At 65.3% G+C, this 15,506-nt stretch carries 13 protein-coding genes and 1 pseudogene; 6 read left to right on the forward strand and 8 right to left on the reverse strand.

The window, feature by feature from the left end; all coding sequences use genetic code 11:
- Positions 1–4: 4 nt before the first annotated feature.
- Genes ceoB through LXE91_RS23860 form a run of 3 tightly spaced genes read right to left on the reverse strand, consistent with a single transcriptional unit; the run spans position 5 to position 5,376 of the window.
- Positions 5–3,220: a multidrug efflux RND transporter permease subunit CeoB gene (gene ceoB, locus LXE91_RS23850; RefSeq protein WP_039367878.1), complete on the reverse strand. Its 3,216-nt coding sequence runs from the start codon at positions 3,218–3,220 to the stop codon at positions 5–7.
- A gap of 45 nt (positions 3,221–3,265) precedes the next feature.
- Positions 3,266–4,483 carry a multidrug efflux RND transporter periplasmic adaptor subunit CeoA gene (gene ceoA, locus LXE91_RS23855; RefSeq protein ID WP_039367880.1) on the reverse strand — a complete coding sequence of 406 codons (1,218 nt, stop codon included), beginning with the start codon at positions 4,481–4,483 and terminating at the stop codon, positions 3,266–3,268.
- Between the two features lie 32 nt (positions 4,484–4,515).
- Complete coding sequence (locus LXE91_RS23860) at positions 4,516–5,376, reverse strand: alpha/beta hydrolase (protein ID WP_039367881.1); 861 nt, start codon at positions 5,374–5,376, stop codon at positions 4,516–4,518.
- Between the two features lie 174 nt (positions 5,377–5,550).
- Here LXE91_RS23860 and ceoR point away from each other — a divergent pair, with 174 nt between their 5' ends.
- Both ceoR and LXE91_RS23870 read left to right on the forward strand, forming a co-directional pair.
- A complete protein-coding gene (ceoR, locus tag LXE91_RS23865) occupies positions 5,551–6,555 on the forward strand; it encodes a putative multidrug efflux transcriptional regulator CeoR (RefSeq protein WP_039367883.1) in 1,005 nt (334 codons plus the stop codon).
- 408 nt (positions 6,556–6,963) lie between these two features.
- Positions 6,964–7,257 (forward strand): DUF4148 domain-containing protein, encoded by a 294-nt coding sequence (locus LXE91_RS23870; RefSeq protein ID WP_039367886.1) that lies wholly within the window; start codon positions 6,964–6,966, stop codon positions 7,255–7,257.
- A 229-nt stretch (positions 7,258–7,486) separates the two neighbouring features.
- On the opposite strand, the pseudogene LXE91_RS43760 reads toward LXE91_RS23870, so the two are convergent.
- Positions 7,487–7,579: pseudogene (locus LXE91_RS43760) on the reverse strand (hypothetical protein); the annotation flags it as partial.
- A gap of 451 nt (positions 7,580–8,030) precedes the next feature.
- Here LXE91_RS43760 and LXE91_RS23875 point away from each other — a divergent pair.
- The 3 genes from LXE91_RS23875 to LXE91_RS23885 all read left to right on the forward strand — a co-directional run bounded on the left by LXE91_RS23875 (position 8,031) and on the right by LXE91_RS23885 (position 10,123).
- Positions 8,031–8,594 (forward strand): PAAR domain-containing protein, encoded by a 564-nt coding sequence (locus LXE91_RS23875; RefSeq protein WP_223274449.1) that lies wholly within the window; start codon positions 8,031–8,033, stop codon positions 8,592–8,594.
- Positions 8,595–8,655: 61 nt separating this feature from the next.
- A complete protein-coding gene (locus tag LXE91_RS23880) occupies positions 8,656–9,342 on the forward strand; it encodes a M35 family metalloendopeptidase (RefSeq protein WP_039367888.1) in 687 nt (228 codons plus the stop codon).
- A gap of 13 nt (positions 9,343–9,355) precedes the next feature.
- Positions 9,356–10,123 carry a hypothetical protein gene (locus LXE91_RS23885; RefSeq protein ID WP_039367891.1) on the forward strand — a complete coding sequence of 256 codons (768 nt, stop codon included), beginning with the start codon at positions 9,356–9,358 and terminating at the stop codon, positions 10,121–10,123.
- Positions 10,124–10,247: 124 nt separating this feature from the next.
- Here the strand turns inward: LXE91_RS23885 and LXE91_RS23890 are convergent, their stop codons facing one another.
- The 3 genes from LXE91_RS23890 to selD all read right to left on the reverse strand — a co-directional run bounded on the left by LXE91_RS23890 (position 10,248) and on the right by selD (position 13,306).
- Positions 10,248–11,327, reverse strand: coding sequence for a purine-nucleoside phosphorylase (locus LXE91_RS23890; RefSeq protein ID WP_039367894.1), 1,080 nt, complete (start codon positions 11,325–11,327; stop codon positions 10,248–10,250).
- Between the two features lie 250 nt (positions 11,328–11,577).
- On the reverse strand, positions 11,578–12,168 hold the full coding sequence (locus tag LXE91_RS23895) for a LysE family translocator (RefSeq protein WP_039367897.1): 591 nt from the start codon (positions 12,166–12,168) through the stop codon (positions 11,578–11,580).
- Positions 12,169–12,241: 73 nt separating this feature from the next.
- A complete protein-coding gene (selD, locus tag LXE91_RS23900) occupies positions 12,242–13,306 on the reverse strand; it encodes a selenide, water dikinase SelD (protein ID WP_076841442.1) in 1,065 nt (354 codons plus the stop codon).
- A gap of 116 nt (positions 13,307–13,422) precedes the next feature.
- Between selD and LXE91_RS23905 the strand changes: the two genes are divergently transcribed.
- Positions 13,423–14,259, forward strand: coding sequence for a DMT family transporter (locus tag LXE91_RS23905; protein WP_039367901.1), 837 nt, complete (start codon positions 13,423–13,425; stop codon positions 14,257–14,259).
- A 34-nt stretch (positions 14,260–14,293) separates the two neighbouring features.
- On the opposite strand, the gene LXE91_RS23910 is transcribed toward LXE91_RS23905, so the two are convergent.
- Positions 14,294–15,397: a porin gene (locus tag LXE91_RS23910; protein WP_039367903.1), complete on the reverse strand. Its 1,104-nt coding sequence runs from the start codon at positions 15,395–15,397 to the stop codon at positions 14,294–14,296.
- Positions 15,398–15,506 lie beyond the last annotated feature (109 nt).

Here is a 15,506-nt window from a genome sequence, read left to right on the forward strand (position 1 = left end):
GTCCTCAAGCATCCGAAGCCGGCACGCCCGCAGCCGGTACGCGCTGGGACGGCACACCGTAGCCGGCCGAGTCCTTCCCGGCGACGTGAATCTTGCCGCCCGCGAGCGTGCGCAGCACGACGTAGAACACCGGCGTCAGCATCAGCCCGAACAGCGTCACGCCGAGCATCCCGAAGAACACCGCGACCCCCATCGCATGGCGCATTTCCGAACCGGCACCCGTCGACGTGACGAGCGGCACCACACCCATGATGAAGGCGATCGACGTCATCAGGATCGGGCGCAGCCGCAGCCGGCTCGCCTCGATCGCGGCCTCGAGCGGCGTCCTGCCGTCATGCTCCAGTTCGCGTGCGAACTCGACGATCAGGATCGCGTTCTTCGCCGACAGCCCCACCAGCACCATCAAGCCGATCTGCGTGAAGATGTTGTTGTCGCCCTGCGTGAGCCACACGCCCGTGAGCGCCGACAGAATGCTCATCGGCACGATCAGGATCACCGCGAGCGGCAGCGTCAGGCTTTCATACAGCGCCGCGAGCACGAGGAACACGAGCAGCACGCTGATCGGGAACACGTACATCGCCGAATCGCCCGCAAGAATCTGCTGGTACGTGAGGTCGGTCCATTCGAACCGCACGCCGCGCGGCAGCGTTTCATGCGCGATGCGCTCGATCGCGGCCTGCGCCTGGCCCGACGAGAAGCCCGGCGCCGGGCCGCCGTTGATGTCGGCCGCCGTGTAGCCGTTGTAGCGCACGACCATTTCAGGGCCGAACGTGGGCGTCACCGTCACCAGCGACGACAGGGGCACCATCTCGCCACGGTCGTTGCGGGTCTTCAACTGCAGGATGTCGTCCGCGCGCTGGCGGAACGGTGCATCGGCCTGCACGCGCACCTGGTACACACGGCCGAAGCGGTTGAAGTCGTTCACGTACAGCGAGCCGAGATACACCTGCATCGTGTTGAACACGTCGGTCACCGGCACGCCGAGCTGCTTCGCCTTCACGCGATCGAGATCGACGTTGAGCTGCGGCACGTTGATCTGGTAGCTCGTGAACAACGGGCCAAGCTCAGGCGCCTGCTGCGCGCGCTTGATGAAGTCGTTGGTCGCATCCGCGAGCCGCGCATAGCCGACCGCGCCGCGGTCTTCCACCTGCATCTTGAACCCGCCCAGCGTACCGAGGCCCAGCACCGGCGGCGGCGGGAACACCGCGACGAACGAGTCCTTCATCGCGCCGTACTTCTGGTTCAGCGCACCCGCGATCGCGCCGGCCGACAGCGCCTTGCCGTGCCGCTCCGAGAAGGGCTTCAGCGTGACGAACACGATGCCCGCACTCGAGCTGTTCGTGAAGCCGTTCACCGACAGCCCCGGGAACGCCACCGCGCTCTCGACGCCCGGCTGCTTCAGCGCGATCGAGCCCATGTCGCGAATCACCTTCTCGGTGCGGTCGAGCGATGCACCGTTCGGCAGCTGCGCGAACGCGATCAGGTATTCCTTGTCCTGCGCGGGCACGAAGCCACCCGGCACGACCTTCGACACGAGCACGGTCGCGCCCACCAGCACGAGGTACACGCCGAGCATCAGCGTCTTGCGCGACAGCACGCCGCGCACGCCGCGGCCGTAGTTCTCCGCGCCGCGATGGAACACCTTGTTGAAGCCGCGGAAGAAGCCGCCGAGCACGCGGTTCATCACGCGCGTGAGCCAGTCTTCCTTGTCGCCATGGCCCTTCAGCAGGATCGCGGACAGCGCCGGCGACAACGTCAGCGAGTTGAACGCCGAGATCACCGTCGAGATCGCGATGGTCATCGCGAACTGCTTGTAGAACTGGCCGGTCAGGCCCGACATGAACGCGAGCGGCACGAACACGGCGACGAGCGTCAGCGCGATCGCGATGATCGGCCCGCTCACTTCCTGCATCGCCTTGTAGGTCGCCGCCCGTGCGTTCATCCCGCTCTCGATGTTCCGCTCGACGTTCTCGACCACCACGATCGCATCGTCGACCACGATCCCGATCGCGAGCACCATCCCGAACAATGACAACGCGTTGATCGAATACCCGAACGCGAGCAGCAGCGAGAACGTGCCGATGATCGACACCGGCACCGCGATCAGCGGAATCAGCGACGCGCGCCAGGTCTGCAGGAACACGATCACGACGATCACGACCAGCGCGATCGCTTCGAGCAGCGTGTGCACGACGGCCTTGATCGACGAACGCACGAACTGCGTCGGGTCATAGACGATCTTGTAGTCGACGCCAGCGGGCATGTCCTGCTTCAGCTCAGCCATCGTCTTGCGCACTTCGTCCGAGATCTGCAGCGAGTTTGCGCCCGGCGACTGGTTGATCGCCATCGCGACGGCCGGCTTGTTGTCGAGCAGCGAGCGCAGCCCGTATTCGGACGCGTCGAGCTGGATCCGCGCGATATCGCGCAGGTGCGTGACGCCGCCGTCCGGCGTCGTCTTCACGACGATGTCGCCGAACTCGTCTTCCGTTTGCAAGCGGCCGCGCGCGTTCACCGACAGCTGCAGCGGGGTGCCCGGCAGCGACGGCGATGCGCCGATCACGCCGGCCGCGACCTGCACGTTCTGTTCGCGGATCGCCTGCACGACGTCCTCGGCCGACAGCCCGCGCTGCGCGACCTTCTGCGGATCGAGCCACACGCGCATCGCGTAGTCGCCCGAACCCCACAGCTGCACCTGGCCGACGCCCTGGATCCGCGACAGGCGATCCTTCACGTTGATCAGCGCGTAGTTGCGCAGGTAGGTCATGTCGTAGCGGTTGTCCGGCGAGATCAGGTGGACCACCATCGTCAGCGTCGGCGAGCTCTTCACCGTCGTGATGCCGAGCCGCTGCACGTCTTCCGGCAGGCGCGGCAGCGCCTGGTTCACGCGGTTCTGCACGAGCTGCGTGGCCTTGTCCGGATCGGTGCCGAGCTTGAACGTGACGGTGATCGTCATGTTGCCGTCGCTGTTCGCCTGCGACTGCATGTACAGCATGTCCTCGACGCCGTTGATCTGCTCCTCGAGCGGCGACGCGACCGTCTCGGCGATCACTTTCGGGTTCGCACCCGGGTACTGCGCCTTCACGATCACGGAAGGCGGCACGACTTCCGGATACTCGGAGATCGGCAGCAGGAACATCGCGATCACCCCGCCGAGCAGGATGATCACCGATAGGACTCCTGCAAAGATCGGCCGGTCGATAAAGAATTTTGAAATGTTCATGTGTGGCTCTGTCTGGTTGAACGCGGATACGAAGCGGCGAGCCGCTTACGAATCCGCCTTCGCCGGGGCGGCCGGCTTCGCGTTGCCCGCCAAAGGCGCGGACGGCGCGTCACCGCCCGTCATCGGGACCATGTGCGGCTTCACCTGTTCGCCGGGGCGCACGCGCTGCGTACCGTTCACGATCACGCGATCGCCGGCGGAGAGCCCGCTCACGATCACGCGCCGGTTGCCGTGCTGCATCCCCTGCTGCACTTCGCGGTACGACACGCGGCCTTGCTGGTCGACGACGAACACGAACTTCTTGTCCTGGTCGGTGTTGATCGCCGCGTCGTCGACGAGCAGTGCCTCGTGCGGCGCGCTGCCGCCCACCTTCACGCGCGCGTAGAGGCCCGGGACGAGCGCGCCGTCGGCGTTGTCGAAGCGCGCGCGCACGCGGATCGTGCCGGACGACGTGTCGAGCCGGTTGTCGACCGAATCGATCTCGCCGCTGCGCGAGTAGCCGGTTTCGTTCGCGAGGCCGAGCTCGACCGGCACCTTGCGGCCGTTGCGCGCGCCGTTGATGTATTGCAGGTAGGTCTGCTCGTCCGCGTCGAACGATGCGTAGATCGGCGACACCGACACCAGCGTCGTCAGCGGCGCGGCCGATGCGCCGGCCGACACGACGTTGCCGAGCGTGATTTCCGCACGCGACACGCGGCCCGACACGGGCGCGGTGATGCGCGTATAGCCGAGGTTGATGCGCGCCGTTTCCAGCGCGGCTTCGGCGGCTTTCAGGTTCGCCGTCGCCTCGCGGGCCGCATTCTGCTTCTCGTCGTAGTCGCGCTTCGCGATCGCGTTGTCGCCGATCAGCCGCTGCGCGCGCTGCCAGTCGGTCTGCGCGTAGCCGTTGCGCGCCTGCGCGGCCGCGAGCTGCGCGGCCGCACGGTCGGTTTCGGCCTGGTACGGGCGCGGATCGATCACGAACAGCACGTCGCCCTTCTTCACGAGCGCGCCGTCCTTGAAGTTCACCGCGACGATCGTGCCCGACACCTGCGGGCGCACGTCGACTTTCTCGACCGCTTCGAGGCGGCCCGAATAACTCTGCCAGTCGGTCACGGTCTGCGGCACGACGGTCGCGACGTCGACTTCGGGCAGCGGTGCGGCTGCTTTCTCGGGCGCGTTTGCGTTCACGCGCATCGCGCCGAATGTTCCGAGGCCGACGACGGCGAGCGTCACGATCGCCGCTGTCGCGATTCGGGAACGGGAGGTGCGTAGGATGGCCATGTGGATCTCCAGTAAACGTGGATTGGTTTTGGTTATTCGGAACGGTTCGGCTGGCGCGCCTGGAAGCGGCACTGGAAGAAGCGCACGGCTTCCTCGAAGGCGGCTTCGTGCGTCGCGAGCGCGGCGTGCGTGATGTCCGGATAGCGGATCACCTGCGTGAGCACGCCCGACGAGATCAGGCAGCCCGCATATTTCTCCGCCTCGACGTGCAGCACGTCGTTCTGCGCGGTGACGACGAGCGTCGGCGGCAGCCCCGCGAGGCGCACCGATTCGAGCGGCGCCGCGTACGGGTGCATGCGTTGCGCGGCCTGCGGCAGATACGCGCGATAACAGGCCGCGCATTCGCGCGGGGTGATGTCGGAGGCGAGGCGATCGGCGTCGCCGATGCGCGTCATGCTGGGGTCGAGCATCGGCCCGAACAGCGCTTGCGCGACGATCTGCACTTCGCCGCGATCGCGCGCGATGAACGCGAGGCAGTTCGCGAGCTGGCCGCCCGCGTCATGCCCCGCGACGCCGATCTTCTTCGGGTTGCCGCCGAACGCACGGGCGCGCGTCGCGGCCCACACGGCGGCGCGATACGCATCCTCCGGCGCGGCCGGAAAGGGAAAGGCCGGTGCGAGCGAATAATCGACCGACACTACGAGCGCTGGTAAGCGTTCTGCTAAAAAACGCGCGGCGAAATCGGCGTCTTCGAGCGAACCGCGCACGAAGCCGCCGCCGTGGAAATAAAGCACTACTGGCAACCCGGTCTTGTCCGGGCGGCGGTAGAGGCGCAGCACGATGTCCTGCGCGTAGCCGGGAATTTCGACTTCGGCGACCGTCAGCGCCGCGCCTGCCGTGGCTTGCACGGGCAACGCGGCCTTCAGGAATTTGCTGAATTCAGAAGCGTCCATGACGATGCAGCATCCATTTCGAGATGGAACGAATTCTGGGTCCGGCAGACATTGGGATAAATGCCTATAATCCGGCAACACAATTCAACGCCCCCGAACAATCCGAGGCTGCGTTTACCCACGAGGTAGCGCAGCCTTCTTGTTCCGGAGGCTCATTAGATTGCGGAGGTTGTGATGGACCGGCTTCAGGCCATGCAGGTGTTTACTCGCGTCGTCGATACAAGCAGCTTCACCAAGGCGGCAGAAACGCTCAGCTTGCCGCGAGCGTCCGTCACGACGATCATCCAGAATCTCGAAGCGTTCCTCGGTGTGCGGCTGATGCACCGGACCACCCGCCGGCTGTCGCTCACGCCGGACGGCGCCGCGTACTACGAACGATGCGTGCGGATCCTCGCGGACGTCGAGGAAACCGAGGCAAGCTTCCAGGCAAACAACCGGAAGCCGCACGGAAAGTTGCGTATCGACATGCCGGGTTCGATCGGGCGGCTGCTCGTAATTCCGTCGCTGTGCGAATTCCATACGCGCTATCCGGACATCGACCTGCAACTCGGCCTGTCCGACCGGCCGGTCGACCTGCTGCAGGAAGGGGTCGACTGCGTGATCCGCGTCGGCGCGCTGCAGGACTCGTCGCTCGTCGCGCGCCGGGTCGGCCTGTTCGAATGCGTGACGGTCGCGTCGCCCGACTATCTCGAGCGCCACGGCGAGCCGCAGACGATCGACGACCTGAACCAGCACAAGGCCGTCAACTACTTCTCGAGCCGCACCGGCCGCACGATCGACTGGACGTTCCTGACCGACGGCAAGGAAGTCGAGATGAAGATGGAAGGCATCGTGTCGGTCAACGACGCGGATGCGTACGTGACCTGCGGGATCGAAGGCTTCGGGCTGATCCAGCCGCCGCTCTTCATGGTGCTGCCGCATCTGCGCGAGGGCCGGCTCAAGGAAGTGCTGCCGGGCGTCAAGCCGCTGCCGATGCCGATCTCGGTCGTGTATCCGCACAGCCGCCATCTGTCACCGAAAGTGCGCGTGTTCGTCGACTGGATCGCCGAGGTGTTCGACCGCTGCCCGCTGCTGAGCGGCAAGGGCAGCCTCGACGCGACGTGCAGCAAGCGCACGTTCGAGGAAGCCGAACGCGCGCCGGCGCTCGACACGCCGGTCATCAACGAGTGGGTCGCATAAGCGCCTGAACTGAGCAACCGAACCGCACACGCGGGCCGCCAGGCCCGCGTGTCGCCCCGCCTCCGCGCCCCATTTCCCGCCCGGCGCACCCGATCCTTCCCGAATCCGCAGCAAACCTTTGTGCCACGCGACGCAATCGTCCGCGGGCATCGCCGCGCGCCGTCGTCGCTCCCGTGCGAGGCCCGCTGCAAGCGGGTTCGGGCGATTTCCGCATAACCCTGCCGGGTGTGCGGATGTCGATTGTTCCACTGACACGACAATTCAATTCGCATCTGCCGCATTTATCGCGACGGAACAGATACCTAGAGTAAACCCTGTCGCGCACCTCGTTGCGCATCGAACAGATCCCGCTTGATGGGACCGGAGTAAGCGCTCCAGCGCCAGCTCCGAAATTCCAGGAGTCTCGCCATGAACCGCCGCCATCTTCTCTCCGCCCTCGCCCTCACGCTCGCCGTGTCCGCACCGGCCTTCGCCGATTCCGGCACCCCGCACGCCGGCGACTACGGCAACACGTCGTGGTACTCGCAGCACAACGGCCCGCGCACGCGCGCCGAAGTGAGCGCGGAAGTCGAGCAAGCGCGCAAGGACGGCACGCTCGCGTACCTGCGCAAGGCGACTTCGTATCCGCAAGGGCTCGAACTGGCGCAAGGCCCGTATCGCTCGATGCCGGAAAGCAACCAGCTCGCCGGCGGAGGCCGGTAAATGAGCAACGCCGCGCACCGGGTTGCCCCGCGCGCGGCGTTTCGAATCATCCATCGACGACTCGCCGAGTCAGTCAGCTAGATAGTTAGTTGCAGGAGGACATGATGAACGATCAACTCCCTTCGCCGCTCGATCACTGGGACGACACCACGCCGGTGTGGACGCCATTCCGTTCGGCCCCGCATTCGCACTGATAGCCGGCCGAATCGGCCGAATCGTCACCCGGCCTTTACCGGCGCGGCACCCCGTCACGCCATTCGCCCCAGTGCGTCACGATGTCCTGTACAAGCGGATTGCCCGCTCGATACAGGTTTTCGGTCGCCGGGGCGTAGTTTCATCTCGGTTGCCCGCGTATTCGGCGGGCAACCGGGATGTCCGTTGTCGAACACCGATCATGCGGGCCGCGATGGCAACGCAAAAGTCGTCTCGTCGACACGGTCGCTAACATTGGTCGCCGCGAATTCGGGAATCCGGTCCCGCCGTCCCTTGGTCAAGCGCTTGACCAACGCAGACTTGCGTAACAAGTGCCTCTCGCGAGCAGGCCCTATCGCCGGCAGCCGCGCCGGCCCTTGCCCACAGCTGTTCTGATCCTCTTCCCGACACGTCACGTCATACACGTGGGTTCGCCTTTACAACGCCAACGCGCCGTATCATCGCCTTCCCCTTTCACACTTTCCAACGATCGGTGTCGCGTCGTTCGCATTTCAGCGAGTTCTCCGCAAGCACCGAGTCCTTAGCATGAGCGCTCCGGTCATACCCGAATGGAGACTCATATGACTACGTCGGCTCATACCCGTGAAATGGATGGCGCAAGGCAACGCAAAGCCGTCGTGCGCAATGGCGACCCAACCACGACGCGAGGGCATGTCATCGCCCACTCATCGACGATGTTCGACCACGGCAAACATATAGCGCTCAGCGAAGACCGCGCGTCATGCGGCATCTGCGAAGGTCATTTCAGCATTGTCGGGACGGGGAAGGGGATTTCCGAGGGCGGCCGCAACGCCGTAGTCGATGGCGATTCCGTGTCGTGCCCTTGCGGCAAGAACCGCGTGATGGCGGGAAGCGATTCGAGCATCTTCCTGGAACGACATTTGGCCTACAACCGAACTCCGCTCTCGTCCCGCGAGCCGTCTGCGCCCAATTCAGCGTACAACGAGCAGTTTCGGTTACTCGACCAATCGACAGGACATCCGTTGAAGAACGTCCGCTATCGAATCACATCCGATAGCGCGCCTGATTCCGTCATTACGGGGACGACCGATGTGGAAGGCCGCACGCAACGTGTCAGCCTCGCCAGCCACGGCAAACTCCATCTCGACATTGCCGCCAGATGAATACGCGTGCATTCCGGCACGCAACGCCGGGATGTGCGTTCCTTCCCTGTCAGGAAAGCCCATGCCTTTGAACGATCCCGACGCAACGAACGATGAAGAATGGATCCGCATTGCAACCGTATCGGTCAACACGATCCGCGATTCCGTCGTTTCCATACCGCTATCGCTCGACGGACCGCCGATATGCCCGAACATGACGGACTCGACGTTCAGAAAGCGGATGCTCGAATTGCGAGACGAGGCTGTCGCCGTCACGCGGCAACGAATCCGGGAGCTGGCTCGATGGAGCCCCGCCACCGAAGCACGCGTCATCGACTGGTTCGGCACATCCGACATCGAAACCCGACGCACGCTGATAAACGGACTCGACGCCCTGGCTGACGTCATGGCAAGGCTGGATGCCAGAAACTTCGTCCGCACTGGATCAGATGCCGACCGCGCCACCGGCTGTCTACCCAATATGAAAAATCTCGATGCGGAAGTCGCTCATGTGTGCCGTCCCGATACGTCTACCCATACCATCGCCATCAGTCTCCCGTTCTGTTCACTCCCAGAGCGTTCGGCCGGAAACCTGTCCTCGCAGCAACTGACGATCGTGCACGAGTGCACTCACTTCGAGGACACGTTCAACGCGGTCGACCATTCGGGTGCGTATGGGCGGACCGCATGCATGCATTTCGCCAAACACCACCCCAACGATGCTTTAGGCAATGCGGACAGCATTGCGTGGTTCATTCTTGCTCGCTAACCAGGCCGAATCCATGAAGCGTACCTTCGTCTCCTTGCTGATTGCCCTTTTGCTTGGCCCGGTGCAAGCAAACGCGTGCAAAGTCCTGCTCACCGACAGCATGCAGTTGCCGTTGAACTCGACCGAGATAGGCAACAGCGCGAGGCTCAGCCTCGTCAGGCACTATCTGACGGCGCGAGAGTGGACACAGGAAGGCGTGATGGCCACGATCGATGCGCTTGCTTACGAATGGGAGCACAAGCCGGCTCAATTGGCCAGGCAACGTGGCGAACAGATGAAATCTTTTCTCGTCGAACTCGGTATGGCACCGGACGATGTCTACGTACAAGAACGGATCTTCGCTCGCAAGGACGGCGAACTCGACGCCGACAGCGCGAAGCAAATCTGGGTGCAATTCGTTCCGAAATGTCCACCGGCCGGATGTCAGCAACTTTGCAACACGCCGGGGCTGGAGGGAGTCGCCAGCTACGCAATAACACCTGCCACGCCCGGGCCGCCCCCGGATGCCGACCGTCTGACGTGCGGCGACGATCCTGCCCCTGCGCGCACCCGCGTCGTGACCACCACGCGCTGGACCGAACGGACGAACGATAACCCGCTGACGCTTCTGGATGATCAAAAGCGGCCGCTCGCACGGACCTGCTATTGGATCAGCACGAGCGCCGCCCGATATTCGGGCATGACCGATGAACGTGGTCGAACCGGGCCCGTGCAGTTATTGGGGCCCGAATACACGAAAATCGAAGTCAGGATCGAGAGACCGGACAGGCCGACGCCGTAGCAGACCCCGACCTTTGCTCATCGCCGGCGGCGCGGTCGCCTCCTCCGCTGCCGGAGGCCCATCCGGCCCACTTGATCGACGGGACTGCACATCAATCTGCACCGTCCCATCGGATCAAATCAGCTCAACGGCGCGGCACCCCATCACGCCATTCGCCCCAGTGCGTCACGATGTCCTGTACAAGCGGATTGCCCGCTCGATACAGGTTTTCGGTCGCCGGGGCGAAGCCGCCCTGGTCCGCGTAGTTCAGCAGGTTGTCGGCACTCGTCTGCCCTGCATACGGCCGGTCGAAATCGGACCCGGTGCGCAGCACCGCGACGCGCGACAGGTCGACCCGCTTCACGCTCGCCGCGCGCTTGAGCGCTTCATACGTCGCGTTGTCTTCCTGCGCGGTCATGCAGTACGTGCCCTTGCCGTCGGTCAGGATCTTCGTCCACTGGCGCGCGCGCTCGCCGATCAGCGTGCCCGAGAACCACGTGTTGCCCGATGACGTGTCGCACTGGATCACCGTCGGCGGCCGGTTCGCCGGCGCATAGTTGAACTTCGCGCGTGCGGCCTGCGCCTGCGCGCTGTCCGCCAGGACGACGTTGCGCGACAGTGCGACGGCGGCATCGGTCAGCTGCGGGTTGAGCTGGAACACCTCGGTGCGATAGTCGAGCGGCGGCTTGTCGTTCGGGCTCTTCGTGTTGATGCCGAGGAAGCCCGTATTCCAGCCGGCCGGAATCTCACGTGCATCGAGCTCCCACTGCAGGCTGAAATCGACGAGGTATTTCGACCACGCGGCCGAACCGACCGTGCCTTGCGCGGGATCGACACCCGCGATGCCGGAGATCAGGAAATACGTGCGGCGCAGATCGAAGCGCTGCGAAAACGTGAGCGCCATGATCGTTGCCGACGCGTTCGCGTAGCCCATGCCGGTCGTGACCACGCAGACGTCCTGCTTGTTGCAATGCACGTTCGGATAGTCGGGCGACAGGCCGGGCACGGCGATGTCGCGCCACGGGCCGATCCGGTCGAGCCAGGCCTGGCCCTCCGGACCGAACATCGTGATGATCATGACCTTGACCGGGCGGCCCTGTGCACCGGTCTCGGCGAATGCATTGTTGCCCGCGTTGTTGCCCTGGCTATCCTGCGCGATTGACGGCGCGGTCGCACAGGCTGCGAGCGAGAATGCAGCGGCGGAAAGAATGGAGCGAGTCAGCATCGGCGTTCCTTGTTTCGATGATGTTGGGTGAGAACGGCTCTCGTAGACTGCGCGTCGGAGTATAAAACGCGCGTGCCCGATGCGGAACCCGACTACGAAACGGCGACGGTGCATCGGTGCGGGTCTGGAACGCGCGGGAATCACGAAGCAAATGGTCTTCGTGCGTCGACACACCATCAGGAATACTATCCGGTTGCCCGACACCGGCCCGTCGATCGCACTTGCAAGCGTGCAACCCGGCGGCGAACCGCTACAACCGCGCCAGCCCCGCCACGCCGTAACCCAGCACGACAAGCGCCGCGACCACATGGCTCGCGGCGAGCAACCCCGGTGACTTCACGATCCGGCCGATCACGCTGCCGCCGAATGCGAACACGAGCTGCCCCGCGAGGCTGCCGGCAAACACGCACGCGGCACCCAGCAGCCAGTGCCGGTGCGCCCCGGCGGCAGCCGTTGCATAACCATAGAACAACAGGATCGTGAGCGGGTTCGCCAGCGTGACGAAGAACATCGATGAAAACGGGCGGCTACCTGGCGGCCGTGCATCACCGTCGAGCGTGCGGCGGCGATCCCGCAGCGCCTGCCACAGCATCCGCGCGCCCATCGCGAGCAGCACGAGCGCGCCGACCAGCCGAAACAGCAACAGATGCGCGGCGAGCGTGCTCGCGAGCATCGCGCCGAGCGTGAACGCGATAACCGCATAACAGCCGTCGGCCGTCGCGACGCCCACCGCCGCGCGCACGCCGCTTGCGGTGCCGGCGCGCATCCCGTAGTTCGCGATCATCAGCGCAACGGGCCCGACCGACAGCGCGATCATCAGCCCGAACAGGAAGTCGTTCATCGGTCGTCGATGCCTTCTCGATGGAAGGAATCGATTCTAGCGACCGCAGAAAAACCGGTGTGCCGCTCGAGCGTCACGCGACGTCGACGCGCGCAGGCCCGTCCACCATCTCGCCGATCACGCCCGCGCGGTCGAAGCCGTCGGCACGGAAGCATGCGAGCACGTCGTCGACGGCCTCCGGCGCGCACGCGACCAGCAAGCCGCCCGACGTCTGCGGGTCGGTCAGCAGCGCCTGCGCGACGGGCGGCAGCGTAGCGGCCAGTTGCACGTCCGCGCCGTACGCGGCCCAGTTGCGGCCCGACGCACCGGTGAACACGCCATCGGCGACGAACGCCTCGACGCCCGCGAGCCACGGCAGCGACGCATAGTGCACGCGCGCGGTGAGGTGCGCGCCGCGCGCCAGCTCGAGCGTATGGCCGAGCAGCCCGAAGCCCGTGACGTCGGTCAGCGCATGCACGCCCGGCAGCGCGGCGAGTTCGGCGCCCGGCCGGTTCAGCTTGGTGGTCGTCGCGACCATCTGCGCATAGCCATCGGCATCGAGCTGGTTCTTTTTCAGCGCGGCGGACAACACGCCGACGCCGAGCGGCTTGCCGAGCACGAGGACGTCGCCCGCGCGCGCGGCCGCATTGCGCTTCACGCGCGACGGGTGCACGACGCCGATCGCCGCGAGCCCGTAAATCGGCTCGACGGAATCGATCGAATGGCCGCCCGCGACCGGGATGCCGGCGTCCGCGCACACCGATTCGCCGCCGCGCAGCACGGCCGCGATCGTCTCGTGCGGCAGCACGTTGATCGGCATGCCGACCAGCGCGAGCGCGAGGATCGGCTTGCCGCCCATCGCATAGACGTCGGACAGCGCGTTGGTCGCGGCGATGCGGCCGAAGTCGAACGGATCGTCGACGATCGGCATGAAGAAGTCGGTGGTCGCGACGATCGCCTGCTCGTCGTTGAGGCGGTAGACGGCCGCGTCGTCGGACGTCTCGGTGCCGACCAGCAGATCCGGGAACAGCGCGGGCGGCGTCGCGCGCTTCAGCAGCTCGGACAGCACGCCCGGCGCAATCTTGCAGCCGCAGCCGCCGCCATGTGACAGGCTCGTGAGGCGCGGAACGGCAGGCTGGGCTTGGGTGGCTTCGGTCATGGTCGGCATCCGGTGAATAACAACACGCCATTATCGACAATTCCTTGCGAGTGCGCCCGATACCCACATAATGACCGCGCCCCCCTCCGCTCGCGCGCCTGTCCGCCCGTTCGTTCATGGACCACCTCTTCATCGGCCTCGTGCTGTGCTCCGCGTTGCTGCACGCGATCTGGAATGCCTTCCTCCACGTCAGCGAAGACCGGCTCGTCCAGCTCGGCACGATGTCGCTGCCGTATTTCGTGTTCGGCGTCGCCGGCGCCGCGCTGCTGCCCGCGCCAGCGCCTGCCGCGTGGCCGTATATCGCCGGGTCGGCCGTGCTCGAGGTCGCGTACTGCTTCACGCTGGCGCGGGCGTACCGCAGCGGCGAATTCGGGCAGATCTACCCGATCGCACGCGGGATTTCTCCGCTGCTCGTGTCGGTACTCGCGCTCGCGATTCTGCACGAGCGGCCGACGCCGTTCGGCTTCGCGGGCATCGCACTCGTGTCGTTCGGCATCATGTCGCTCGCACTGCGGCGCGGCTTCCGGTTCTCCGGCGAAGGCGTGCCGTTTGCGCTGCTCACGGGCGTGTTCATCGCCGCCTATTCGATCTGCGACGGCATCGGCTCGCGCGTGTCCGGCAGCGCGCTCGGCTACATCGCGTGGGTGTACGTGCTGTGGAGCGTGCCGCAGTTCGTGCTCGTGTGCGCGGTGCGAGGCGGCCCGCGCGCGGTGCTCGGCTCGCGCACCGCACTCACGCAGGGCGCGATCGCCGGCACCATTTCGCTCGCCGCGTACGGCATCGTGATCCTCGCGTACCGGTACTTGCCGGTCGGGACGGTATCGGCGCTGCGCGAAACGAGCTCGATCTTCGCGGTCGCGATCGGCTGGCTCGTGATGCGCGAGCGGCCCGGCGCGCAGCGGCTCGCCGCGTGCGCGTTGGTGGTGGCGGGCGCGGCGCTGATCCGGCTATAAGCAGCAAGTTCTGACGCCGCAGTCTGCCGCCGCGTCAGAACTTGTGCCGGATGCCGGTCACCGCGACGATCTGCGTGCGCGTGCTCGACGGATTCGAGATTCCTTCGATCGCGGCCACCGTGTTCGACGACGCACGCTGGTAGAACGCGTTCACGTAGATATCGGTACGCTTCGACAGGAAATACTGCGCACCGACGCTCGTCTGCAGGTAGTGCGAGCTCGGCTTCGGCCCCTGCGATGCGAGCACCTGCGTGTAGGTTTCGCCGAGCGCGAACTGCAGCGCGGGCGTCATCAGGTAGCGCACGCTGCCCTCGTAGTTGTTGAAACGCATCGCGCCGCCCGTCTGCAGGTTGAACAGCGAGCTCGTGTACAGCAGCCCGAACGTCGCAGCGCCCCACGCGTACGCGCCGCCCGCGCCCCAGATCTGCTGGCGTGTCACGCCCTTGATGAACGTGTAGTAGTTGTCGGACGCCGCCGCGCCGGCGGTGTCGAGCGCCGGATGATCGACGCGCACGTACGCCGCACCAAGTTGCAGCGGCCCGTTCTCGTAGCTCGTGCCGATGCTCCACACGCGGTTTTGCGCGAACGACGTCGAATTCGAGAAGCCATACAGGCCGACCGCGCGCAGCCCGTACCACGTGGGCGTCTGGTACTGCACCGAGTTGTTGGTGCGGAACGTGTTGTTCAGGTCGTCGGTATCGAACGGATGCAGCGCGTACTGCGTGAGCGCGGTGGTCGCGCCGATCTGCAGCGGCTCCAGCACTTCCTGCGCCGCGTTGTACTGGCGGCCCATCGTCAGCGTGCCCCAGCGGTCGTTCTCCAGCCCGACGTATGCGCGGCGCCCGAACAGCCGGCCGCCCTGGCTCGCGGCGCCGCTCTCGATGTTGAAACCGTTCTCGAGGCGGAACACCGCGCGCGTGCCGCCGCCGAGGTCTTCCTTGCCGAGCAGCCCGAAGCGCGTGCCCTGCTCGTTGCCGCCGGTCGCCTGCCACGCGGCATGCCCGTTCTGGTTGTTCGTGTACGTGATCCCCGAATCGACCACGCCGTACAGCGTCACGCTCGACTGCGCATGCGCGTGCATCGCACCCGCCGCCGTTGCGATACCCGCCAGCGCGACCGCCATTCCTTTTTGCTTCATCTCCGACCCCTTTTTTCGATTGAATATGGGGAGCGATTTATTTCGCTCGATACGTGTTTTATTGAATAAAACATCGTCTTATTCATTGTCGAATTCGGCGATTTGAAGC

Source organism: Burkholderia contaminans (assembly GCF_029633825.1).
Lineage (GTDB): Bacteria > Pseudomonadota > Gammaproteobacteria > Burkholderiales > Burkholderiaceae > Burkholderia > Burkholderia contaminans.

What these genes read in the sequence shown, in the direction of transcription:
- ceoB (WP_039367878.1), bottom strand. Translation starts at nt 3,220, where the DNA reads ATGAACATTTCAAAATTCTTTATCGACCGGCCGATCTTTGCAGGAGTC.
- ceoA (WP_039367880.1), bottom strand. Translation starts at nt 4,483, where the DNA reads ATGGCCATCCTACGCACCTCCCGTTCCCGAATCGCGACAGCGGCGATC.
- LXE91_RS23860 (WP_039367881.1), bottom strand. Translation starts at nt 5,376, where the DNA reads ATGGACGCTTCTGAATTCAGCAAATTCCTGAAGGCCGCGTTGCCCGTG.
- ceoR (WP_039367883.1), top strand. Translation starts at nt 5,551, where the DNA reads ATGGACCGGCTTCAGGCCATGCAGGTGTTTACTCGCGTCGTCGATACA.
- LXE91_RS23870 (WP_039367886.1), top strand. Translation starts at nt 6,964, where the DNA reads ATGAACCGCCGCCATCTTCTCTCCGCCCTCGCCCTCACGCTCGCCGTG.
- LXE91_RS23875 (WP_223274449.1), top strand. Translation starts at nt 8,031, where the DNA reads ATGACTACGTCGGCTCATACCCGTGAAATGGATGGCGCAAGGCAACGC.
- LXE91_RS23880 (WP_039367888.1), top strand. Translation starts at nt 8,656, where the DNA reads ATGCCTTTGAACGATCCCGACGCAACGAACGATGAAGAATGGATCCGC.
- LXE91_RS23885 (WP_039367891.1), top strand. Translation starts at nt 9,356, where the DNA reads ATGAAGCGTACCTTCGTCTCCTTGCTGATTGCCCTTTTGCTTGGCCCG.
- LXE91_RS23890 (WP_039367894.1), bottom strand. Translation starts at nt 11,327, where the DNA reads ATGCTGACTCGCTCCATTCTTTCCGCCGCTGCATTCTCGCTCGCAGCC.
- LXE91_RS23895 (WP_039367897.1), bottom strand. Translation starts at nt 12,168, where the DNA reads ATGAACGACTTCCTGTTCGGGCTGATGATCGCGCTGTCGGTCGGGCCC.
- selD (WP_076841442.1), bottom strand. Translation starts at nt 13,306, where the DNA reads ATGACCGAAGCCACCCAAGCCCAGCCTGCCGTTCCGCGCCTCACGAGC.
- LXE91_RS23905 (WP_039367901.1), top strand. Translation starts at nt 13,423, where the DNA reads ATGGACCACCTCTTCATCGGCCTCGTGCTGTGCTCCGCGTTGCTGCAC.
- LXE91_RS23910 (WP_039367903.1), bottom strand. Translation starts at nt 15,397, where the DNA reads ATGAAGCAAAAAGGAATGGCGGTCGCGCTGGCGGGTATCGCAACGGCG.